Genomic DNA, 23105 nt, shown 5'->3' on the forward strand with positions numbered 1-23105 from the left:
ACTGATCGTTCCCATGCTCCCGCGTGGGAATGCATCCCGTGACGCTCCGCGTCACCGTCGCAACAGCGGACGCGGAGCGTCCATGGCGGCGTTACCACGCAGAGCGTGGGAACGATCATCTGATTCGAAACTGCGCACCAACTTGTTACCGAACGCCCCAGCGTGGCGCAAAACCCCGCTCAAGTAACAGCTGTAATCCTCCTCGTAAAACCCTCCCGAAAAATTTCATCTTCGCCAGAACCCTTGATTCAGGCGCTCTCCAGCCATTTTCAAAACTTTTCTTGAACACCCATCCAGCAAGTTGGCCGCTTGATTGCATATGCTTGTATGTACAAGTAAAGACGTATGCGTATGAGTCGATCGAGGCTCCTCGCAACGTCCACTGATTCGCTTGTGTCGCGTTGACGCGCACAGGCTGGCTTACCCACCGCCAGGGTTGGTTTGGATTGATCGCTGAGGAGTCTTTTTCGTGACTGACAATACCCAGAAACCTACGAAGTATCGTGACGTTGAAATCCGTGCCGCACGCGGTAACAAGCTGACCGCCAAAAGCTGGCTGACTGAAGCGCCGCTGCGCATGCTGATGAACAACCTCGACCCGGAAGTCGCCGAGAACCCTAAAGAACTGGTGGTTTACGGCGGCATCGGTCGTGCGGCGCGTAACTGGGAATGCTACGACAAGATCGTCGAAAGCCTGACCAACCTGAATGACGACGAGACCCTGCTGGTGCAATCCGGCAAGCCGGTCGGCGTGTTCAAGACCCACAGCAACGCCCCGCGCGTACTGATCGCTAACTCCAACCTGGTGCCACACTGGGCGAGCTGGGAACACTTCAACGAACTCGACGCCAAAGGCCTGGCCATGTACGGCCAGATGACTGCCGGCAGCTGGATCTACATCGGCAGCCAGGGCATCGTCCAGGGCACTTACGAAACCTTCGTCGAAGCCGGTCGCCAACACTACAACGATGACCTCAAAGGTCGTTGGGTCCTGACCGCAGGCCTCGGCGGCATGGGCGGCGCTCAGCCACTGGCTGCAACCCTGGCCGGGGCTTGCTCGCTGAACATCGAATGCCAACAGGTCAGCATCGATTTCCGCCTGAACAGCCGTTACGTCGATGAGCAAGCCACCGACCTCGACGACGCGCTGGCCCGCATCGACAAATACACCAAGGAAGGCAAAGCGATTTCCATCGCCCTGCTGGGCAACGCGGCGGAAATCCTGCCGGAACTGGTCAAGCGTGGCGTGCGCCCGGACATGGTCACCGACCAGACCAGCGCCCACGACCCGCTCAACGGTTACCTGCCCGCCGGCTGGACCTGGGAAGAGTATCGCGCTCGCGCCAAGACCGAGCCGGCTGCTGTCGTCAAAGCCGCCAAGCAGTCCATGGCCGTGCACGTTAAAGCGATGCTCGAATTCCAGAAAATGGGTATTCCGACCTTCGACTACGGCAACAACATCCGTCAGATGGCCCAGGAAGAAGGCGTCGAGAACGCATTCGACTTCCCGGGTTTCGTACCGGCTTACATCCGTCCACTGTTCTGCCGCGGCATCGGTCCGTTCCGCTGGGCTGCGCTGTCGGGCAATGCCGAAGACATCTACAAAACCGACGCCAAGGTCAAAGAACTGATCCCGGACGACGCCCACCTGCACAACTGGCTGGACATGGCGCGCGAGCGCATCAGCTTCCAGGGTCTGCCGGCACGCATCTGCTGGGTTGGCCTGGGCCTGCGCGCCAAGCTCGGTCTGGCGTTCAACGAAATGGTTCGCAGCGGTGAATTGTCGGCGCCAATCGTGATCGGTCGCGACCACCTGGACTCCGGCTCTGTTGCCAGCCCGAACCGCGAAACCGAATCGATGCAGGACGGTTCCGACGCCGTGTCCGACTGGCCACTGCTCAACGCTCTGCTCAACACCGCGAGCGGCGCGACCTGGGTTTCCCTGCACCACGGCGGCGGCGTCGGCATGGGCTTCTCCCAGCACTCGGGCATGGTGATTGTCTGCGACGGTACTGACGAAGCGGCCGAGCGTATCGCTCGCGTGCTGCACAACGACCCGGCGACCGGTGTCATGCGTCACGCCGATGCGGGTTACCAGATCGCTATCGACTGCGCCAAGGAGCAGGGCCTGAACCTGCCGATGATCACCGGCAAATAACGCAAATCCCTGTGGGAGCTGGCTTGCCAGCGATAGCGGCGGCAATGCTGGAATTGATGTTGAAGGTGCCGACGTCATCGCGGGCAAGCCCGCTCCCACAGGGTCCAGGTAAACCGGATAGAACAATTAAAACAATCCACAGAGGTTGAATCATGGCTGTTAACAGCGATCGTGCAGGCAGTAAACCGTTGATCGAGAAACGTTCGATCGACTACATCCCGGAAGCGGAGAGACACGGTCGTCTGTTGAGCCAGTTCACCCTGTGGATGGGTGCCAACCTGCAAATCACCGCAATTGTCACCGGGGCCCTGGCCGTGGTGCTGGGCGGTGATGTGTTCTGGTCGTTGATCGGTTTGTTGATCGGTCAAGTGCTCGGCGGTGGCGTAATGGCGCTGCATGCGGCACAAGGGCCCAAGCTTGGCCTGCCGCAGATGATCTCCAGCCGGGTGCAATTCGGCGTGTATGGCGCGGCCATCCCGATCGTGCTGGTGTGTCTGATGTACCTGGGTTTCACCGCAACGGGCACCGTGCTTTCCGGCCAGGCGCTGGGCCAGTTGTTTGGCGTCAGCGACAGCGTCGGGATCCTCATCTTCGCCAGTGTCATCGTGCTGGTCACGGTGCTCGGTTATCGGGTGATCCATTGGATTGGCCGTGTCGCCAGCGTCATTGGTGTGATTGCCTTCGTTTACCTGTTCAGTCGTCTGATGAGCCAGACGGACGTTGGCGCACTCCTGCAAATCCGCCATTTCAGCTGGACCAGCTTCCTGCTCGCGGTGTCGCTCGCGGCGTCCTGGCAGATCGCCTTCGGTCCTTACGTGGCGGACTATTCACGCTACCTGCCGAGCAGCACGTCTTCGGTGAAAACCTTTTTCGCCGCTGGCGCGGGTTCGGTTATCGGTGCACAGGTGGCGATGATCCTCGGCGTGTTTGCCGCGGCCATGGCCAACGGGCAATTCGCCGGTCACGAAGTGGCCTACATCGTTGGTTTGAGCGGTAGCGGTGCCACTGCTGCGCTGCTGTATTTCAGCATCGCGTTCGGCAAGGTCACCATTTCCACACTGAACTCCTACGGCAGCTTCATGTGCATTGCGACGGTCATCAGCGGTTTCCGTGGTGATCTGAAAGTAACGCGCTTGCAGCGTCTGGTCTTCGTGCTGGTCATCGTCGGTACGGCGACCCTGATCGCGTTGCTCGGTCAGCACTCGTTCCTCGGTGCGTTCAAGTCCTTCATCCTGTTCTTGCTGGCCTTTTTCACGCCATGGAGCGCGATCAACCTGGTGGACTACTACTGCATCACTCGCGAGCGCTATGACGTGCCGGCCCTGGCCGATCCGAACGGTCGCTACGGCCGTTGGAACCCCCTCGGTATCAGCGTCTATGTCTTCGGTGTGCTGGTGCAACTGCCGTTCATCTCTACCAAGTTCTATACCGGTCCGCTGGTGGAGGTTCTGGGTGGTGTGGATATTTCCTGGATCATCGGTCTGGTGCTTCCCGCCGGCCTGTATTACGTCTGCGCGAAAAAATGGCACAGCGCGGTACCCGATCACCTGATCCTGCCAGTCGAGCAGGACAGCGATGCAGCACCTATAACAAGCGGGGCCAGTCGCGCTGCGGCGCGGGCCTGATTGGACGTGGACAGGGCTGGATGCCTCTTGACTGCCGTAAGCCAACTCATGATTAGGAGCGTCACACAATGAAATCGAACAAGACCCTGCTGACCACATTACTTTCCATGGGCCTGCTGGCCGGCGCCGGAGCCACTCAGGCGGCGGGATGGTGCGAGTCGGGCAAACCGGTGAAATTCGCCGGCCTGAACTGGGAAAGCGGCATGCTGCTGACCGACGTGATGCAAGTCGTGCTGGAGAAAGGTTACGACTGCAAGGTCGACAGCCTGCCAGGCAACTCCATCACCATGGAAAACGCCCTGAGCAGCAACGACATTCAAGTGTTTGCCGAAGAGTGGGTCGGTCGTAGCGAGGTCTGGAACAAGGCCGAGAAGGCCGGCAAGGTCGTCGGTGTCGGCGCTCCGGTGGTTGGTGCGATCGAAGGCTGGTACGTGCCGCGTTACGTGATCGAAGGCGATGCCAAGCGCAAGCTGGAGCCTAAAGCCCCGGACCTGAAAGCGATCGCCGATCTGGGCAAATACGCTGCCGTGTTCAAGGATCAGGAAGAGCCATCCAAGGGCCGTTTCTACAACTGCCCGGCCGGCTGGACCTGTGAGCTGGACAACAGCGAAATGCTCAAAAGCTATGGCCTGGAAAGCACCTACACCAACTTCCGCCCGGGCACCGGTCCGGCACTGGATGCCGCGGTGCTGTCGAGCTACAAGCGTGGCGAGCCGATCCTGTTCTACTACTGGTCGCCAACCCCGCTGATGGGCCAGGTTGATCTGGTCAAACTCGAAGAGAAACCAGGCGTGGACAAGAGCGTGACCATCAAGGTCGGCCTGTCCAAGACCTTCCACGAGCAAGCCCCGGAACTGGTGGCTGTGCTGGAAAAGGTCAACCTGCCAATCGACCTGCTGAACCAGAACCTCGGGCGCATGGCCAAAGAGCGGATCGAGTCACCAAAACTGGCGAAAATCTTCCTCAAGGAACATCCTGAAGTCTGGCACGCATGGGTGAGCGAAGACGCAGCCAAAAAGATCGACGCGGCCTTGTAGGTCGAGTGTCTCCGACTGTCGGCAGCGGCAGTCGGATGCTTGATCGCAACCCCTTGATTGAGAGTCTCTTATGTTTCCCGAAAGCTTTACCTTTTCCATCGCCGACTGGGTCAACAGTTGGGTCGATTCGCTGGTCACCAACTACGGCGATGTGTTCCGCAGCATCTCCGACACCCTGTTGTGGGCCATCGTCAATCTTGAAGGGCTGCTGCGTGCGGCGCCTTGGTGGCTGATGCTGGCGATCGTGGCGGGCGTTGCCTGGCACGCGACCCGCAAAGTCGTGACCACCGCCGTGATCGTTGGCTTATTGTTCCTGGTGGGCGCGGTCGGCCTCTGGGACAAGCTGATGCAAACCCTGGCGCTGATGATGGTAGCGACGGTCATTTCGGTATTGATCGGCATTCCGCTGGGCATTCTCTCGGCGCGCAGCAATCGCCTGCGTTCGGTGCTGATGCCGCTGCTGGACATCATGCAGACCATGCCGAGTTTCGTGTACCTGATCCCGGTGCTGATGCTGTTCGGCCTGGGCAAGGTCCCGGCGATTTTCGCCACGGTGATCTACGCCGCGCCGCCGCTGATCCGCCTGACTGATCTGGGTATTCGCCAGGTCGACGGCGAAGTGATGGAAGCGATCAACGCCTTCGGTGCCAACCGCTGGCAGCAACTGTTTGGCGTGCAACTGCCGCTGGCCCTGCCGAGCATCATGGCCGGGATCAACCAGACCACCATGATGGCCCTGTCGATGGTAGTGATTGCCTCGATGATCGGTGCCCGTGGCTTGGGCGAAGACGTGTTGGTGGGGATTCAGACCCTCAACGTCGGACGTGGTCTTGAGGCCGGTCTGGCGATCGTGATTCTGGCAGTGGTCATCGACCGCATTACTCAGGCGTATGGTCGGCCACGGCATGAGGTGAGCAAATGAACAACGCAGCCATCAGCAAGATCGAAGTCAAAAACGTCTTCAAGATTTTCGGCAACCGTTCCAAGGATGCGCTGGCCATGATTGGCCAGGGCAAGACCAAAGACCAGGTACTGGCCGAAACCGGCTGCGTGGTCGGCGTGAACGATTTGTCCCTGAGCATCGGCACCGGCGAGATCTTCGTGATCATGGGCCTGTCGGGTTCCGGCAAGTCGACCTTGGTGCGCCACTTCAATCGCCTGATCGACCCGACCAGCGGCGCGATCCTGGTGGACGGCGTGGACATCCTGCAATACGACATGGAAGCCCTGCGCGAATTTCGCCGGCACAAGATCAGCATGGTGTTCCAGAGCTTCGGCCTGCTGCCGCACAAGACCGTGCTGGATAACGTCGCCTACGGCCTGAAAGTGCGTGGCGAGAGCAAGCAGATGTGCGCCGAGCGCGCGTTGCACTGGATCAACACCGTGGGCCTCAAGGGCTACGAAAACAAATACCCGCATCAACTTTCCGGTGGTATGCGCCAGCGTGTGGGCCTGGCTCGCGCCTTGGCGGCGGACACCGACATCATCCTGATGGACGAAGCTTTCAGTGCCCTCGACCCGCTGATTCGCGCGGAAATGCAGGACCAGTTGCTGGAGCTGCAAAAGACCCTGCACAAGACCATCGTCTTCATCACCCACGACCTCGACGAGGCTGTGCGCATCGGCAACCGCATTGCGATTCTCAAGGATGGCCGCCTGATCCAGGTGGGCACGCCAAGAGAGATCCTGCATTCGCCGGCGGATGAGTATGTGGACCGGTTCGTACAGCGGCGGGCTGCGGTGGTTTAAAGGCCGATCGTTCCCACGCTCTGCGTGGGAATGCATCCCGTGACGCTCCGCGTCACACATGCGCAGGGCTTGAGCCTTGCGCTGACAACGGGACGCGGAGCGTCCCAGGCGGCATTCCCACGCAGAGCATGGGAACGATCAAGTTCAAGAGGTTGAAGATGTCCCAGGCTGAAAAAATCGTTATCGCCGACGCCCCGTTGCGTTGGCAGGATGTGGTTGCCGTCGCTCGCCATGGCGCACAGCTTGAGCTGTCACCCCAGGTCTGGGCGCGGATCGAAAATGCCCAGGCCATCGTCCAGCGCATCGTCGTCAGCGGCGAGCGCGCCTATGGCGTCAACACCGGCCTCGGCGCGTTGTGCAACGTCTCGCTCAAGGACGAACAACTCAGCCAATTGTCACGCAATACCCTGCTCAGTCATGCCTGTGGCGTCGGCGCACCCTTGGCCGACGAACAGACCCGCGCAATCATCTGTGCCGCCATTCGCAACTACAGCCACGGCAAATCCGGCATTCATCGCCGGGTGGTCGAAGCCCTGTTGGCGCTGCTCAATCGCGGCATCACCCCGCAAGTGCCGTCCCAGGGTTCGGTGGGTTACCTGACCCACATGGCCCACATCAGCATCGCGCTGCTGGGTGTCGGCAATGTCAGCTATCGCGGTCAGATCGTTTCCGCGCAGCAGGCCCTGGCCGAAGAAGGTCTGCAACCGGTTCAACTGGGCGCCAAAGATGGCCTGTGCCTGGTCAATGGCACGCCGTGCATGACCGGCCTCAGCTGCCTGGCGCTGGCGGACGCGATGCGTCTGCTGCAATGGGCCGACGTGATCGGTGCCATGAGCTTTGAAGCCCAGCGCGGCCAGATTGCCGCGTTCGATGCCGAGATCATCGCGCTCAAGCCTCACCCGGGCATGCAGCAAGTCGGCATCAACCTGCGGGCGCTGCTCGATGGCAGTGAAGTGATTGCCAGCAGCAAAGGCATTCGTACCCAGGATGCGCTGAGCATCCGTTCGATTCCGCAAGTTCACGGTGCCGCTCGCGATCAGCTTGAGCACGCCAGAAAGCAGATCGAAACCGAACTCAACTCGGTCACCGACAACCCGATGTTGCTGGGCACGCCGGACGACTTCCGGGTGATGTCCCAAGCCAACCCGCACGGTCAATCGGTCGCGTTGGCCGCTGACTTGTTGGCAATCGCCATGGCCGAAATCGGGTCCATCGCCGAACGTCGCCTGGACCGCTTGATCAATCCGCATGTCAGCGGTCTGCCAGCCTTTTTGGTGGCGAATCCGGGAGTGAACTCCGGAATGATGATCGTCCAGTACGTCGCCGCTTCGCTGTGTGCGGAAAACCGCCAATTGGCGCAACCGGCGGTGCTCGACAACTACGTCACCTCGGGTTTGCAGGAAGACCATCTGAGCCTGGGCACCAACGCCGCGCTGAAGCTGCACCGCGCGTTGGAAAACTGCACGCAGATCCTCGCCATCGAGTACCTGTTGGCGGCTCAGGCGTTTGAGTTCTTGAAAGAGCAACGCTTTGGCGTCGGCACTGGTGCCGCCTGGCGTGTGCTGCGCGAGCGGGTCCCGGCCTACGATCAGGACCGCTGGCTGGCACCGGACATCGCCAGTGCCGCCGCCGTTTTGAAAGACCCGATTTTGCTGAGCAAGGTATTACCGAACCTGAACTGATTCCCACCACACCAGCGTGCCAAGGCGCGGCTCCCCAAAAGGCGAGACGCGACGGACAACGGACATTTCCGGAGCGTCTGGTGAGTTAATAAAAGACTCTCAAAAGGAGAATGATGTGACTGCGCTTAATTTGATTCCCGGCCAACTGAGCCTTGCCCAACTGCGTGATATCTATCAGCAACCGGTCAAAATCACCCTCGACAACAGTGCCTCGGCGCAGATCGAAGCCAGCGTTGCCTGCGTGGAACAGATCCTCGCCGAGAACCGCACCGCTTACGGCATCAACACCGGTTTCGGCCTGCTGGCTTCGACCCGCATCGCCAGCGAAGACCTGGAAAACCTGCAGCGCTCGCTGGTGCTGTCCCACGCCGCCGGTGTCGGCGAGCCGATCAGCGACGCGCTGGTTCGCTTGGTCATGGTGCTCAAGGTCAACAGCCTGAGCCGTGGTTTCTCCGGCATTCGTCGCGTCGTGATCGACGCGTTGATCGCCCTGATCAACGCCGAGGTTTATCCGCACATTCCATTGAAAGGTTCGGTCGGTGCCTCCGGCGACCTGGCGCCTTTGGCCCACATGTCGCTGGTGCTGCTGGGCGAAGGCAAGGCTCGCTACAAAGGCGAGTGGATGGAAGCCACCGAAGCACTGAAAGTGGCCGGTTTGACCCCGCTGACCCTGGCCGCAAAAGAAGGTCTGGCGCTGCTCAACGGTACTCAGGTGTCCACCGCTTATGCGTTGCGTGGTCTGTTCGAAGGTGAAGACTTGTTCGCTGGTGCTGTGGCGCTGGGCGCCCTGACCGTTGAAGCCGTGCTGGGCTCGCGCTCGCCGTTCGACGCCCGCATCCACGCCGCCCGTGGCCAGAAAGGCCAGATCGACGCCGCTGCCGCTTACCGCGATCTGCTGGGCGAGCGCAGTGAAGTGTCCGACTCGCACCAGAACTGCGACAAGGTCCAGGACCCGTACTCCCTGCGCTGCCAGCCGCAAGTCATGGGCGCCTGCCTGACCCAGTTCCGTCAGGCCGCCGAAGTGCTCGCCATCGAAGCCAACGCCGTTTCGGACAACCCGCTGGTCTTCGCCGCTGAAGGCGACGTGATTTCCGGCGGTAACTTCCACGCTGAACCGGTCGCCATGGCTGCTGACAACATGGCCTTGGCTATCGCCGAAATCGGTTCCCTGAGCGAACGTCGTATCTCGCTGATGATGGACAAGCACATGTCGCAACTGCCGCCGTTCCTGGTGGCCAATGGCGGCGTGAACTCCGGCTTCATGATTGCCCAGGTGACTGCTGCGGCACTGGCCAGTGAGAACAAGGCACTGTCCCATCCGCATTCGGTGGACAGCCTGCCGACTTCCGCGAACCAGGAAGACCACGTGTCCATGGCGCCGGCTGCCGGCAAGCGCCTGTGGGAAATGGCCGAAAACACTCGTGGGGTTCTCGCGGTGGAATGGTTGGCGGCCTGCCAGGGCCTGGATTTGCGTGAAGGTCTGAAGACCTCGCCAAAACTCGAAAAAGCCCGCGGGATACTGCGTGCCGAAGTGCCTTTCTATGAGAAAGACCGCTTCTTCGCACCGGACATCAATGCGGCGACTGAACTGCTGGCTACCCGTTGCCTGAATGAGCTGGTATCGGCGAAGTTGTTGCCTAGCCTCTAACCCCCCACCCACCGATCGTTCCCACGCTCTGCGTGGGAATGCAGCCCGTGACGCTCCGCGTCACTGGACGCAGAGCGTCCCTAGAGGCATTCCCACGCGGAGCGTGGGAACGATCAAAGACGAGGAACTCGGGATGAAAACTCTCTGGCAACACTGCCACGTCGCAACCATGGCGCAAGGCGTCTACTCGATCATCGAGGATGCGGCCATCGTGACGTCAGGAGCGCACATTGAGTGGATCGGCCCGCGTGCCGAACTGCCGGCGGGCGAGTACCCGGCAGTCAATGATCTTAAAGGGGCCTGGGTGACGCCGGGCCTGATCGACTGCCACACCCACACGGTGTTCGGCGGTAATCGCAGCGGTGAATTCGAACAACGTCTGCAAGGCGTCAGCTATGCAGAAATCGCCGCGGCCGGTGGTGGCATCGCCAGCACCGTGCGCGCCACTCGTGCGGCCACTGAAGATGAACTGTTCGCCAGCGCCGCCAAGCGTCTGAAGAGCCTGATGCGCGACGGCGTGACTACGGTCGAAATGAAATCCGGCTACGGCCTGGACCTGGCCAGCGAACGCAAGATCCTGCGGGTCATCCGCCGTCTCGGCGCCGAGCTCCCGGTCAGCGTGCGCAGCACCTGCCTGGCCGCTCACGCCTTGCCGCCGGAATACGCGGACCGTGCCGACGACTACATCGATCACATCTGCGCCGAGATGCTCCCGGCCCTGGCCGCCGAAGGGCTGGTGGATGCGGTGGACGCGTTCTGCGAATACCTGGCGTTTTCGCCGGCGCAGGTCGAGCGGGTGTTCATCACCGCGCAGCAGCTCGGTTTGCCGGTGAAACTGCACGCCGAACAGTTGTCGTCGTTGCATGGCTCGAGTCTGGCTGCGCGTTACCACGCACTATCGGCCGATCACCTGGAATTCATGACCGAAGACGACGCCATCGCCATGGCCAAGTCCGGCACCGTCGCGGTGTTGCTGCCCGGCGCCTTTTACTTCCTGCGGGAAACCCAATTGCCGCCGATGGAGGCGCTGCGCAAGCACGGCGTGAAAATCGCCATCGCCAGCGACCTCAACCCCGGCACCTCGCCGGCACTGTCGTTGCGTTTGATGCTGAACATGGCGTGCACCTGTTTCCGCATGACCCCGGAGGAAGCCTTGGCCGGGGCAACGATTCACGCCGCCACCGCGCTGGGCATGGCTGAAACCCACGGTTCGCTGGAAGTCGGCAAGTGTGCGGATTTCGTCGCTTGGCAAATCGATCGTCCGGCCGACCTGTCGTACTGGCTGGGCGGTGACCTGGAAAAACGCGTCGTGCGTCACGGCGTTGAAGTGAGCATTTAGGAGAACAGTTGTGGATAAGGTCCTGAACTTCAAACAAGGTCGTGTACCGCTGCTGATCAGCATGCCCCACGCCGGCCTGCGCCTGACCCCGACGGTCGAAGCCGGGTTGATCCCCGACGCGAAAAGCCTGCCGGACACTGACTGGCATATTCCGCAGCTTTACGAGTTTGCTGCCGAGCTGGGCGCCAGCACCTTGGCCGCCGAGTACTCGCGTTTTGTCATTGACCTGAATCGACCGTCTGACGACAAGCCGTTGTATGCCGGCGCGACCACCGGTCTGTTCCCGGCGACGCTGTTCGATGGCATTGCGTTGTTCCGTGAAGGGCATGAGCCATCGGCCGCAGAGCGCGCGACTTATCTGGAGCAGATCTGGACGCCGTATCACAGCACCTTGCAGAACGAGCTGGCGCGGCTGAAAGCCGAGTTCGGCTACGCACTTTTGTTCGATGCGCACTCGATCCGCTCGATCATCCCGCACCTGTTCGATGGCAAGCTGCCGGACTTCAACCTCGGCACCTTCAACGGCGCCAGTTGCGATCCACAGTTGGCCTCTCAGCTGGAAGCCATCTGCGCACGCCACGGCGATTACAGCCATGTGCTGAACGGTCGCTTCAAGGGCGGCCACATCACCCGGCATTACGGCAATCCCGCCGAGAACATCCATGCGGTGCAACTGGAGTTGGGCCAGTGCACGTACATGGAAGAGTTCGAGCCGTTCCGCTATCGCCCGGACCTGGCGGCACCGACGCAGGTGGTGCTCAAGGAATTGCTGCAAGGGCTGCTGGCCTGGGGCGAAAAGCATTACGGATGACTGATCGCTGACTGATCGTTCCCACGCTCCCGCGTGGGAATGCCTCAAGGGACGCTCCGCGTCCAGTGACGCGGAGCGTCACGGGCTGCATTCCCACGCAGAGCGTGGGAACGATCGACTCGAACAGTCGCCACCGTGCAAAACACGGTCGCCACAGTTCGCTTTTGCCCTCTCGACGCTGCGTAATGTTTGGCCCACGGTGCACAAAGACACCGGCCCGACAATAATCCGCTGCCGCACGAGATCCTCCCAATGAAAAGACTGTTTACCCGCTGTCTCTCAATCCTCTGCGGCACGGCTGTGCTGAGCACCAGCGTCCTGGCCAGTGACGACGCTTCCTGCAAGGCCGTGCGCATGGGCGTGGTCAACTGGACCGACGTGATCGCCACCAGCGGCGTAGCTGACGTACTGCTCAATGGCCTGGGCTACGAAAGCAAGCAAACCAGCGCCGTGCAGCAAATCATCTTCGCCGGCATCCGCGACAAGCGCCTGGACATCTACCTCGGTTACTGGAAACCGGCGATGGACAAAAACATCGCGCCGTTCCTCGCTGCCAATCAAGTGAAAGTCATGGACAAACCGAGCCTGGCCGACGCCCAGGCAACGCTCGCAGTACCTGAGTACGTCGCCGAAGCGGGGCTGAAAACCTTCGCCGATATCGCCAGATTCAAGGATCAGCTCGGCGGCAAGATCTACGGCATCGAGCCGGGCAGCGGCGCCAATACCACCATCAAGACCATGATCGAGACCAATCAATTTGGCTTGAAGGATTTCAAGCTGATCGAGTCAGGCGAGGCCGGCATGCTGGCCGCTGTTCAGCGGGCGGTGAATCGCAAGGAATTCGTGGTGTTCGTTGGCTGGACCCCGCACCCGATGAACATCAACATGAAGGTCGCCTACCTGACCGGCAGTGAAGACGTTTACGGCCCGAACGAGGGCGCCGCCACTGTCTCCACCGTGACCGCCCCGGACTACGCCCAGCGCTGCCCGAACGTGAATCGCCTGCTGGAAAACCTGACCTTCACCGCCGCCCAGGAAAGCCAGTTGATGGTGCCGATCATGGAGCGCAAGACGCCTCAGGATGTTGCCAAGCAATGGCTGCGTGATCATCCCGAGGATCTGCAGCGTTGGCTCGCCGGTGTCAGCAGCTTCGATGGCAAGGATGGCGTGGCGACGGTTCAGGCCAGTTTGAAAAACTGATCACCAATTCTCGGCATGTACGCTGTCTGTGGCGAGGGAGCTTGCTCCCGCTCGGCGGCGAAGCCGTCGTAAACCCGGCTGGTCGGGTGTATCTGATAAAACTCGGTTGAATGGTTTGGGGGCTGCTGCGCATCCAGCGGGAGCAAGCTCCCTCGCCACAGAACTGAGTTCCAATCCCAAACCGCTGAACTGACCGGCACCTGACTCATGGCTCCTTACCCGCTTTCTGCACAGATGACAGCTTTCGTCGAGAAAACCGTCAGCTTCAACAGTACCGACAGCAGCCTCAACGGTTTGCGCCGGGCCTACAGCGACATGTGCCGGGCGTTCACTCCGTCGCGACCCGCCGGGCTTTATGTGGTGGATTTCGAATTGGCCGGCGTGCCGGTGCGGTCCTATCAGCCGCCGGTTTCGCCACCGACCGGCGGTTGCCCGTGCATCGTTTATCTGCACGGCGGCGGTTGGGTGGTGGGGGACCTGGACTCCCACGACTTCATCTGCGCCGAACTGGCGTCGACGCTCGGCGTGCTGGTGATTGCCGTCGATTATCGGTTGGCGCCGGAATATCCGTTTCCGGCGGCGTTCGAGGATTGTCTGGGTGTCTGGCGCGCGCTACGAACCGGGCCATTCCGCCTCGATCCCGAGCGAACGCTGGTGGCCGGGGACAGCGCCGGTGGCAACCTTGCAGCGGCGTTGTGCCTGGCGCTGCGCGATGCGGGCGAGCCATTGCCGGCGGCGCAGGTGCTGATTTATCCGGGGTTGGGCGGCGATCACCGATTGCCGTCGCGCAGTGAATGCACCGATGCTCCCTTGCTCAGCAGCAGCGACCTGGATTGTTATCACGCCCTGTATTTGCGCGGCACCGGCCAGCCAAGTGCCTATGCGATGCCGTTGCTCGCCGAGGATTTCACTGGGCTACCGCCGGCCTTGATCGCCGTGGCGCAATTCGACCCGTTGCGCGATGACGGCGTGCTCTACGCCGAGCGATTGAACGCAGCGGGCGTGGCTGCGACGCTTTGTTACGGTGAGGGCTTGGTCCACGGCTGTTTGCGGGCTCGGGGGCAGGTCGCCGAGGTCGATGCACTCTACGAAACGCTGCTCAGCTATTTGTCTGAAAAAACCGGCTGAAAAACTCTGACTCTGCAGGGCATGCTCATTAGCGTAATTCGGGTTTATGATGCCGGACGGCAGAATAATAGAAGTCCCCCCAGGGATGACCTCGACCCCTTACGGAGCGCGCAATGCAGACTTTGTACCCGCAGATCAAACCCCACGCCCGGCACGATCTGGCCGTCGATGAAACCCACACGCTGTATGTCGACGAAAGCGGTTCGCCGGAAGGTTTGCCGGTTGTGTTCATCCACGGCGGCCCCGGCGCCGGGTGTGATGCCCAGAGCCGTCGGTATTTCGATCCAAACCTGTATCGTATTGTGACCTTCGACCAGCGCGGTTGCGGTCGTTCCACGCCCCACGCCAGCCTGGAAAACAACACCACCTGGGATCTGGTCGCCGACCTTGAGCGAATTCGCCAGCACCTGGGCATCGATAAATGGGTGTTGTTCGGCGGTTCGTGGGGCTCGACCCTGGCACTTGCCTACGCGCAAACCCATCCAGAGCGTGTGCACGGTCTGATTCTGCGCGGGATTTTTCTCTGCCGCCCGCAGGAAATCGAGTGGTTCTACCAGTGTGGCGCCAGTCGTCTGTTCCCCGATTACTGGCAGGACTACATCGCGCCAATTCCGCTGGACGAGCGCGAAGACTTGCTCTCGGCTTTCCATAAGCGCCTGATCGGCAACGACCAGATCGCCCAGATGCATGCAGCCAAGGCCTGGTCTACCTGGGAAGGCCGGACCGCCACTCTGCGCCCGAACCCGATGGTGGTCGATCGTTTCTCCGAGCCACAGCGCGCGTTGTCGATTGCCCGTATCGAATGTCACTACTTCACCAACAATGCATTCCTTGAGCCCAACCAGCTGATTCGCGACATGGGCAAGATCGCCCATTTGCCTGGCGTGATCGTCCACGGTCGCTACGACGTGATCTGCCCGCTGGACAATGCCTGGGAACTGCATCAGAACTGGCCGAACAGTGAATTGCAGGTGATCCGTGACGCCGGCCATGCCGCCTCCGAACCTGGCATTACTGACGCACTGGTTCGCGCCGCCGATCTGATGGCCCATCGTATGCTCGACCTGGCCCCTGAAGAAGCATGAAGGGCCTGCTGCAGCGTGTGCGTGGCGCACGAGTCGAGGTAGCGGGGGAGGTGGTGGGTGCCGTCGATCAAGGATTGCTGGTACTGGTGGCGATTGAGCCCGAGGATACTCGGGCGAGCGCCGACAAACTTTTGCAGAAACTGCTTAACTATCGTGTGTTCAGTGACGCCGAGGGCAAGATGAATCTGTCCCTGGCGGATGTAGGCGGTGGGTTGCTGCTGGTCTCACAGTTCACCCTGGCCGCCGATACCAGGAACGGGTTGCGTCCGAGTTTTTCGACCGCTGCCCCTCCGGCCTTGGGCGAGGAGCTTTTCGACTATCTATTAGGCAAAGCGAAACAGGTGCATGGCACTGTGGCATCAGGTAGATTCGGCGCGGATATGCAGGTGCACTTGGTCAATGACGGCCCGGTAACCTTCCTGTTACAGACCTGAAAGCGCTTGAAACATGTTTTTAAGGGCATTTCGACTATAAACAGGCGTTTTTCGCGATAAATACTTTGTTACCCCTGATGCGTTGTAACGCGGCCTACTAGATAATCGCGCGCTACGGGGATCAGCGTTCGTTGGTCCATTTTGACTTAGGTAGAGACTTGTCCTGAACCTCTTGGGGAATCATTTAGCCCCATAGGAGTCGGAACAATGCTCGCCAACTTGGCAAGAGTGGTCTGTAGGGTCGGTTTTTCCATGCCGCATTCCCCACTGGCACTTTAACTGGCCGTTGGTTTTTTGATCTGTTTTCGGCGAGGGTTGCTCGTGATTGTTAGTCCCTGTAATGCAAAATTGTCTGCCAAACGGTTACGAAGCGCTCTGGTAGCGGGCTCTGCACTGCTCTGCCTGCTCAGCGCCGGTCAGCTTTGGGCATTCAATCTGGATGATGTATCGGTCAAGGCAAAAGAGCTGGCCGGGCAGAAATACGAAGCTCCGCGCAGTAACCTGCCGAACGAGTTCCGCGAGATGAAATTCGCGGACTATCAAAAAATCCGCTTCCTGACTGAAAAAGCCGAGTGGGCCGATCAGAAGACTCCGTTCAAGCTGTCGTTCTATCACCAGGGTATGCATTTCGATACGCCGGTGAAAATCAACGAAATCACAGCCAACACCGTCGAAGAGATCAAATACGACCCAAGTCGTTTCGATTTCGGCGATGTGAAGTTCGATCCTAAAGCCACCGAACAACTGGGTTATGCCGGTTTCCGTGTGCTGTACCCGATCAACAAGGCTGACAAGCAAGACGAAATCATGACCATGCTCGGCGCGAGTTACTTCCGCGTTGTCGGCAAGGGTCACACCTATGGCTTGTCCGCTCGCGGCATGGCCATCGATACCGCTTTGCCGTCCGGCGAAGAATTCCCGCGTTTCACCGAGTTCTGGATTCAACAGCCAAAACCGGGTGACAAGCACCTGGTGATCTTCGCGCTGCTGGATTCGCCTCGCGCTACCGGTGCCTATCGCTTGACCCTGCGTCCGGGCAGCGACACCGTTGTCGACGTCAAGGCCAAGATGTTCCTGCGTGACAAGGTCACCAAGCTTGGCGTTGCGCCGCTGACCAGCATGTTCCTGTTCGGCGCCAATCAGCCGTCGAAAGTGCTGAACTACCGTCGCGAACTGCACGACTCCAGCGGTCTGTCGATCCATGCCGGCAACGGCGAGTGGATCTGGCGTCCACTGAACAATCCGAAACACTTGTCGGTGAGCAACTTCTCGATCGAGAACCCGCGTGGTTTCGGCCTGCTGCAACGTGGTCGTGACTTCAGCCACTACGAAGACCTCGACGACCGCTATGACAAGCGCCCAAGTGCCTGGATCGAACCAAAAGGCGATTGGGGCAAGGGCTCCGTCGATCTGGTAGAGATTCCGACTGCCGACGAAACCAACGACAATATCGTTGCGTTCTGGAGCCCGGAAAAACTGCCTGAACCAGGCCAGCCGCTGGAAGTCGCTTATCGCATGCACTGGACCATCGACGAAGCCGCGCTTCACGCACCGGACAGCGCCTGGGTTCAACAGACCCTGCGTTCCACGGGTGACGTGAAACAGTCCAACCTGATTCGTCAGCCGGACGGCAGCGTGGCTTATCTGGTGGACTTCGAAGGCCCGTCCCTTGCGGTATTGCCGGAAGCTACGGAAGTTCGTAGCCAGGTCAGCGTTGGCGAAAATGCCGAGCTGGTCGAGAACAGCGTACGTTACAACCCTGAAACCAAGGGCTGGCGCCTGACGCTGCGGATGAAAATCAAGGACCCGAGCAAGCCTACCGAGATGCGTGCTGCACTGGTCAAGAACGCCGTGACTGCCGACCTGGCCAAGACATCGTCGCCAGCCTCCAACTCTTCCGTCGCCAAGGCTGACAAGATCGCCGCTCGGCAGCAGGAGAAGCTGGCCAAGGAAGCGAAGGAAACCAAGCAAGCCGAGGCCAAGCAGGTTGAAGCCAAGCCGGCCGAAGCCAAGCCAGTCGCAGATTCCAAGGACACGGACAACAAAGACGCCAAGCAGCCAGTCGCTGCCGAAGCGGTCCCAGCCACACCGGAATCGGTACCGACTGAAGAAGTCCTGACCGAGACCTGGAGCTATCAGTTGCCTGCCGATGAGTAATTCTCAAGTACAGCCAGAGACTCTTGCCGAGTATCTGGCGCATCTGCCGATGACCGACCAGCAGCGCGCGGAACTCGCGGGTTGCCAGTCTTTCAGCGAATTGCATGAGCGCCTTTCGTCCTCGACATTCGACGCGCCGACCGAGGCTGCTCAAGCTTCGGTGGGTCGTCGCCTGACCCTGAACACTGCCGAAGAACTGGCCGACGCTGAAATGCTGATGCTCGACGCCAGCGGCCGGGTTTGCCTGCGGGCGACCCCGCCGATTCGTCGGACCAAAGTCGTGCCGGAGCCGTGGCGCACCAATATTCTGGTGCGTGGCTGGCGTCGTCTGACCGGTCGCACCAATCCGCCGGCCCCGCCCAAGGATGAAAATGTGCTGCCGGCGGCTCGCTGGCGCACCGTCGGTTCGATCCGTCGCTACATTCTGTTGGTACTGATGCTCGGCCAGACCATCGTTGCCGGCTGGTACATGAAAGGCATCATGCCGTACCAGGGCTGGTCGTTCGTCGACCTGAACGAAGTGCTGCATCAACCGTTGTCGCAAACGGCTACGCAAGTGCTGCCGTATGCGCTGCAAACCAGCATCCTGATTTTGTTCGGGATTCTGTTCTGCTGGGTATCGGCCGGTTTCTGGACCGCGCTGATGGGCTTCCTCGAGTTGCTCACCGGCCATGACAAATACCGCATATCCGGTAAAAGCGCCGGTAACGAGCCGATCCCCAAGAGCGCGCGCACCGCTTTGGTGATGCCGATCTGCAACGAAGACGTGCCGCGAGTGTTTGCCGGTCTGCGGGCGACCTTCGAGTCGGTCGCGGCCACGGGTGACCTGGATCGCTTCGACTTCTTTGTCCTCAGCGACAGTAACGACGCCGATATCTGCGTCGCCGAGCAACAAGCCTGGCTGGACGTCTGCCGCGAAGCCAAGGGCTTCGGCAAGATTTTCTATCGCCGCCGTCGCCGTCGCGTCAAGCGTAAGAGCGGTAACCTCGACGACTTCTGCCGTCGTTGGGGCGGTGATTACAAGTACATGGTGGTGCTCGACGCCGACTCCGTGATGAGCGGCGATTGCCTGACCAGTCTGGTGCGCTTGATGGAAGCCACTCCGGACGCCGGGATCATCCAGACCGCACCGCGCGCATCGGGCATGGATACGCTGTATGCCCGCATGCAGCAGTTCGCTACCCGGGTGTACGGTCCGCTGTTTACCGCCGGTCTGCACTTCTGGCAGTTGGGCGAATCCCACTACTGGGGCCACAACGCGATCATCCGCATGAAGCCGTTCATCGAGCACTGCGCCCTGGCGCCGTTGCCCGGTAAAGGCGCGTTTGCCGGTGCAATTCTGTCCCACGACTTCGTTGAAGCGGCGCTGATGCGCCGTGCCGGCTGGGGTGTGTGGATTGCCTACGACTTGCCGGGCAGCTACGAAGAATTGCCGCCAAACCTGCTGGACGAACTCAAGCGTGACCGTCGCTGGTGTCACGGCAACCTGATGAACTTCCGGCTGTTCCTGGTAAAAGGCATGCACCCGGTGCACCGTGCGGTGTTCCTGACGGGTGTGATGTCTTACCTGTCGGCACCGTTGTGGTTCTTCTTCCTCGTGCTGTCGACGGCGCTGCTGGCGACCAACACGCTGATGGAGCCGCAGTACTTCCTGGAGCCACGTCAGCTCTATCCGTTGTGGCCACAATGGCACCCGGACAAGGCGATCGCGCTGTTCTCGACCACCGTCGTGCTGCTGTTCCTGCCGAAGTTGTTGAGCATCATCCTGATTTGGGCCAAGGGCGCGAAAGAGTTCGGTGGCAAGTTCAAGGTAACGATGTCGATGCTGCTGGAGATGCTGTTCTCCATGCTGCTGGCGCCGGTACGGATGATTTTCCACACCCGCTTCGTGCTCGCCGCGTTTCTCGGCTGGGCCGCGACCTGGAACTCGCCGCAACGTGACGACGACTCCACGCCGTGGAGCGAAGCGGTCAAGCGCCACGGTCCGCAAACCTTGCTGGGCTTCTTCTGGGCCCTGCTGGTGATCTGGCTGAACCCGAGCTTCCTCTGGTGGCTGGTGCCGATCGTCGGTTCGTTGATGCTATCGATTCCGGTGTCGGTGATCTCCAGTCGAGTCGGCCTGGGCCTCAAGTCCCGTGACGAAAGCCTGTTCCTGATCCCTGAGGAATACAATCCGCCACAGGCGTTGGTGGCGACCGACCAGTACACCCACGAAAACCGTTGGCATGCGCTGAACGACGGCTTCGTCCGGGCAGTGGTCGATCCACAGCAGAATGCCTTGGCATGCTCGCTGGCGACTTCACGCCACCGTGAGGCCGAGCCGATCGAGTGGCTGCGGATCGAACGGGTGCGTCATGCGCTGAAAGTCGGGCCAGAGGGTCTGAGCAACGATGAGCGGGTGCAACTGCTCAGTGACCCGGTAGCGCTGGGTCGCCTGCATGAGCAGGTCTGGAACGAAGCCCACCCCGAGTGGCTGCAAGCGTGGCGTAAATCGGTGAAAGCCGATCCCCATGCGCCGCTGTTGCCGCTCAAGCCGCTGAGTGTGCAGCCTCAGTTGGCCTGATAAAAAACCCCGCGAAAGCGGGGTTTTTTTTGCGCTGATGAGCGGCATCAGGCAGCAAATCCTTCAAGGACATGGAATAAGGCTCGATCGGTTCGACCGCGTCGCTCCCATCGCCAGCAGGCTGGCTCCCACAGGGGATTTGTGTACGCCACGGATCCAGTGTGGGAGCCAGCCTGCTGGCGATGACGGTCTTCCTGGCGACATAACTTTCGGATTTTGCTAAACCCATGAAACAGAAAGAAGCCCAATGGCCGAATTCTTCGATGCACCGAAGGATCCGCGGGCGCAGGCGTTCTTGCGCCAGGTTCTCTGACCTCAGTGCCTGTTCGATCGCTTTCGCGAGCAAGCCCGCTCCCACATTGGCTTTGTGATCGACACATATCCCCTGTGGGAGCGGGCTTGCTCGCGAAGGTCTCACCTCGGTCCTGTGCGAACCGAGGCATTCACATCACCTCAAACCTTGAACCTGCCCACCAGCATCTGCAGATGCGTCCCCAACCGTGCCAGTTCAACGCTGGACGCCGCGGTCTCTTCACTGGCTGCCGAGGTCTGCTCGGACACGTCGCGCACGTTCAGCACGCTGCGGTTGATCTCTTCGGCCACGGCACTCTGCTGCTCGGCCGCGGCGGCGATCTGCTGGTTCATCGACTGAATCGCCGACACGGTGCGTGTGATGCTTTCCAGCGAGCCACCGGCGCGGCGGGTCAGTTCGACGCTGCTGTCGGTCAGGCTGCGGCTGTTGTCCATGATGGTCGCGACTTGCTGGGTACCGGTTTGCAGGCCGACGATCAGCTCTTCAATTTCTTCGGTGGATTTCTGCGTACGCTGGGCCAGGCTGCGGACTTCGTCGGCGACCACCGCAAACCCACGTCCGGCTTCACCGGCACGGGCGGCCTCGATAGCGGCGTTGAGGGCCAGCAGGTTGGTTTGCTGAGCCACGGATTTGATCACGTCGAGCACGCTGCCGATCTTGTCGCTTTCGCGTTTGAGATGCCCCATGGCTTCGGTGGAGTGGCCGACTTCCGTGGCCAGGCGCTCGATCTGGGCGATGGCTTCGCCGACCACTTTGTCACCTTCGCGGGCCTGCTGGTCAGCGGCGACGGCCGCTTCGGACGCTTCTTCGGCGTTACGCGCAACTTCCTGCACGGTGGCGGTCATTTCGTTCATGGCAGTGGCCACCTGATCGGTCTCGACCTTCTGGCTGTTGACGCCAGCGCGGGTCTGCTCGGTGACTGCCGACAGTTCTTCGGCAGCGTTGGCGATTTGCGTGACGCCGTCACCGATGCCACCGATCAATTCGCGCAGGCCCAGGGTCATGCTCTGCATGGAGCGCTGTAGCTGGCCGAGTTCATCCTGACGCTCAGAGATCAGGTTTTGGGTCAGGTCGCCGGCAGCAACACGCTCTGCCACCTTGAGGGTCTGGCTAAGGGGAATCACGATCTGGCGGGTGATGGCCCACGCGGCAAGCATGCCGAAGGCCAGCGCCAGGACAGTGGCCAGTAGCAACAGGTTTTTGGCGTGCGCGGCGTCGGTGTCGCGGACGATGGTTTGCGACGCGGTGAGTTTTTTGCTGACATCGAGCAGGAGATCGCCTTGCACGGCCATGCGCTTAAGCGCGGCAGCGCTGGCTACCTGAGAGTCTCGGAACTGGCTGACGGCGGCGCGATAGGCCTTGAGCGAGTCAGTGGCCTGCTGCAGGTTGGCGATGTGCTGTTCCGGCAGTTTGGAGGGCAGGCTTTCGAGGTTCTTCAGCGCGTTGTCGATGGCGTCCAGCGCCGGTTGCTCGGCCTCGGTCTTGCCGCTGTAGGTGTAACCGCGCACCTGGAAACGCGCTTGCTGGATCAGTTTGCTCAGATCGATCACGCTGTTGAAATCGGCGACGCTGTCACCTTGCAGCATGGATTTTTCGACCTCGGCGACACGGGCCACGGCGTTGTCGGCAGTGGCGCCGAGTTTGCTGCGGGCGTCTTCGCGGTGGGCGCCAGCCTGGGTCATGGCGGTGAAGGCTTGTTTGTACTCACTGACGGCGGCCAGTTGCTGGTCGATCATGGCCGCGTCGGCCGGTTGTTCGATCAGCGTGCGCGCGGTTTTCAAGCCGGTATCGAGTTGGCCGAGCAGCTCGTTGACCGCCCCGGGGCCTTGGTCGCCGCGACGCATTTCGTAATCCAGACGGGCCAGGCGCAGGTCTTTGGTCAGGTCATTGAGGCTGGCAATAAACCCCAGCTTGTCACCGCGACTCATCACGCCGCTCAGGCCGGTCCAACCGGTGAAGGTGATCAACAAGGTAAGCAGCAGCACCAGACCGAAGCCGACACTCAGTTTGCGATTGACGCTGACGTTCCCCAGTTTCTCGGCTAGCCATCGGTACATGCTGCAACTCCCTCGAACCATTTGTTGGTTTTATGGGAACTGTGTCGGCTGGCAGCCGGGAATCTGTAGGTGCTACCCATATACGGGCAGGCAAAATCACCTGTGGCGAGGGAGCTTGC

General features: G+C 60.6%; 16 protein-coding genes and 1 pseudogene. 15 read left to right on the plus strand and 2 right to left on the minus strand.

The genetic code is table 11. The annotated features are described in order from the left end of the window. The first annotated feature begins 469 nt into the window (after positions 1 to 469). The 15 genes from hutU (at position 470) to mdoH (ending at position 20616) form a co-directional block, all read left to right on the plus strand. Positions 470 to 2158 (plus strand): urocanate hydratase, encoded by a 1689-nt coding sequence (gene hutU / locus BLW70_RS06965; RefSeq protein WP_074872794.1) that lies wholly within the window; start codon positions 470 to 472, stop codon positions 2156 to 2158. A gap of 152 nt (positions 2159 to 2310) precedes the next feature. Continuing rightward, positions 2311 to 3783: a purine-cytosine permease family protein gene (locus tag BLW70_RS06970; protein ID WP_074872797.1), complete on the plus strand. Its 1473-nt coding sequence runs from the start codon at positions 2311 to 2313 to the stop codon at positions 3781 to 3783. Between the two features lie 68 nt (positions 3784 to 3851). Beyond that, positions 3852 to 4820 carry an ABC transporter substrate-binding protein gene (locus BLW70_RS06975; RefSeq protein ID WP_074872800.1) on the plus strand — a complete coding sequence of 323 codons (969 nt, stop codon included), beginning with the start codon at positions 3852 to 3854 and terminating at the stop codon, positions 4818 to 4820. 70 nt (positions 4821 to 4890) lie between these two features. Then, positions 4891 to 5742 (plus strand): ABC transporter permease, encoded by an 852-nt coding sequence (locus BLW70_RS06980; RefSeq protein ID WP_074872803.1) that lies wholly within the window; start codon positions 4891 to 4893, stop codon positions 5740 to 5742. Continuing rightward, positions 5739 to 6569 carry a quaternary amine ABC transporter ATP-binding protein gene (locus BLW70_RS06985; protein ID WP_074872806.1) on the plus strand — a complete coding sequence of 277 codons (831 nt, stop codon included), beginning with the start codon at positions 5739 to 5741 and terminating at the stop codon, positions 6567 to 6569. Before BLW70_RS06980 ends, BLW70_RS06985 begins: the two co-directional genes overlap by 4 nt. Before the next feature lie 158 nt (positions 6570 to 6727). Further along, positions 6728 to 8251 carry a histidine ammonia-lyase gene (gene hutH, locus BLW70_RS06990; protein ID WP_074872810.1) on the plus strand — a complete coding sequence of 508 codons (1524 nt, stop codon included), beginning with the start codon at positions 6728 to 6730 and terminating at the stop codon, positions 8249 to 8251. Positions 8252 to 8366: 115 nt separating this feature from the next. Beyond that, positions 8367 to 9899, plus strand: coding sequence for a histidine ammonia-lyase (gene hutH / locus BLW70_RS06995; protein ID WP_074872813.1), 1533 nt, complete (start codon positions 8367 to 8369; stop codon positions 9897 to 9899). Between the two features lie 133 nt (positions 9900 to 10032). After that, a complete protein-coding gene (gene hutI / locus BLW70_RS07000; protein WP_074872816.1) occupies positions 10033 to 11238 on the plus strand; it encodes an imidazolonepropionase in 1206 nt (401 codons plus the stop codon). A gap of 10 nt (positions 11239 to 11248) precedes the next feature. Beyond that, positions 11249 to 12049 (plus strand): N-formylglutamate deformylase, encoded by an 801-nt coding sequence (gene hutG / locus BLW70_RS07005; protein ID WP_074872819.1) that lies wholly within the window; start codon positions 11249 to 11251, stop codon positions 12047 to 12049. 252 nt (positions 12050 to 12301) lie between these two features. Next, on the plus strand, positions 12302 to 13249 hold the full coding sequence (locus tag BLW70_RS07010; protein ID WP_074872821.1) for a choline ABC transporter substrate-binding protein: 948 nt from the start codon (positions 12302 to 12304) through the stop codon (positions 13247 to 13249). A 207-nt stretch (positions 13250 to 13456) separates the two neighbouring features. After that, positions 13457 to 14377, plus strand: coding sequence for an alpha/beta hydrolase (locus BLW70_RS07020; protein ID WP_074872827.1), 921 nt, complete (start codon positions 13457 to 13459; stop codon positions 14375 to 14377). A 113-nt stretch (positions 14378 to 14490) separates the two neighbouring features. After that, on the plus strand, positions 14491 to 15462 hold the full coding sequence (gene pip, locus BLW70_RS07025; RefSeq protein WP_074872830.1) for a prolyl aminopeptidase: 972 nt from the start codon (positions 14491 to 14493) through the stop codon (positions 15460 to 15462). After that, positions 15459 to 15896, plus strand: coding sequence for a D-aminoacyl-tRNA deacylase (gene dtd / locus BLW70_RS07030; protein ID WP_074872833.1), 438 nt, complete (start codon positions 15459 to 15461; stop codon positions 15894 to 15896). Before pip ends, dtd begins: the two co-directional genes overlap by 4 nt. 321 nt (positions 15897 to 16217) lie before the next feature. Further along, positions 16218 to 18053 carry a glucan biosynthesis protein G gene (locus tag BLW70_RS07035; protein WP_074872835.1) on the plus strand — a complete coding sequence of 612 codons (1836 nt, stop codon included), beginning with the start codon at positions 16218 to 16220 and terminating at the stop codon, positions 18051 to 18053. Beyond that, positions 18046 to 20616, plus strand: a complete 2571-nt coding sequence (gene mdoH / locus BLW70_RS07040; protein WP_074872838.1) for a glucans biosynthesis glucosyltransferase MdoH — start codon at positions 18046 to 18048, stop codon at positions 20614 to 20616. Before BLW70_RS07035 ends, mdoH begins: the two co-directional genes overlap by 8 nt. A gap of 453 nt (positions 20617 to 21069) precedes the next feature. Here mdoH and BLW70_RS31415 read toward each other — a convergent pair whose 3' ends face one another. Next, positions 21070 to 21942 (minus strand): methyl-accepting chemotaxis protein, encoded by an 873-nt coding sequence (locus BLW70_RS31415; protein WP_413037959.1) that lies wholly within the window; start codon positions 21940 to 21942, stop codon positions 21070 to 21072. Next, positions 21928 to 23007 (minus strand): annotated as a pseudogene (locus BLW70_RS31420) (methyl-accepting chemotaxis protein); the annotation flags it as partial. The gene BLW70_RS31415 and the pseudogene BLW70_RS31420, both read right to left, overlap by 15 nt. Positions 23008 to 23105: the final 98 nt, after the last annotated feature.

The organism is Pseudomonas frederiksbergensis (genome assembly GCF_900105495.1).
Classification (GTDB): domain Bacteria; phylum Pseudomonadota; class Gammaproteobacteria; order Pseudomonadales; family Pseudomonadaceae; genus Aquipseudomonas; species Aquipseudomonas frederiksbergensis.

Excerpts from the sequence above, each read along its gene's own strand:
- mdoH (WP_074872838.1), top strand. The coding sequence starts at position 18,046 with ATGAGTAATTCTCAAGTACAGCCAGAGACTCTTGCCGAGTATCTGGCG.
- hutH (WP_074872810.1), top strand. The coding sequence starts at position 6,728 with ATGTCCCAGGCTGAAAAAATCGTTATCGCCGACGCCCCGTTGCGTTGG.
- dtd (WP_074872833.1), top strand. The coding sequence starts at position 15,459 with ATGAAGGGCCTGCTGCAGCGTGTGCGTGGCGCACGAGTCGAGGTAGCG.
- BLW70_RS31415 (WP_413037959.1), bottom strand. The coding sequence starts at position 21,942 with ATGCAGAGCATGACCCTGGGCCTGCGCGAATTGATCGGTGGCATCGGT.
- hutI (WP_074872816.1), top strand. The coding sequence starts at position 10,033 with ATGAAAACTCTCTGGCAACACTGCCACGTCGCAACCATGGCGCAAGGC.
- BLW70_RS07020 (WP_074872827.1), top strand. The coding sequence starts at position 13,457 with ATGGCTCCTTACCCGCTTTCTGCACAGATGACAGCTTTCGTCGAGAAA.
- BLW70_RS06975 (WP_074872800.1), top strand. The coding sequence starts at position 3,852 with ATGAAATCGAACAAGACCCTGCTGACCACATTACTTTCCATGGGCCTG.
- pip (WP_074872830.1), top strand. The coding sequence starts at position 14,491 with ATGCAGACTTTGTACCCGCAGATCAAACCCCACGCCCGGCACGATCTG.
- BLW70_RS07010 (WP_074872821.1), top strand. The coding sequence starts at position 12,302 with ATGAAAAGACTGTTTACCCGCTGTCTCTCAATCCTCTGCGGCACGGCT.
- BLW70_RS06970 (WP_074872797.1), top strand. The coding sequence starts at position 2,311 with ATGGCTGTTAACAGCGATCGTGCAGGCAGTAAACCGTTGATCGAGAAA.
- BLW70_RS06985 (WP_074872806.1), top strand. The coding sequence starts at position 5,739 with ATGAACAACGCAGCCATCAGCAAGATCGAAGTCAAAAACGTCTTCAAG.
- BLW70_RS06980 (WP_074872803.1), top strand. The coding sequence starts at position 4,891 with ATGTTTCCCGAAAGCTTTACCTTTTCCATCGCCGACTGGGTCAACAGT.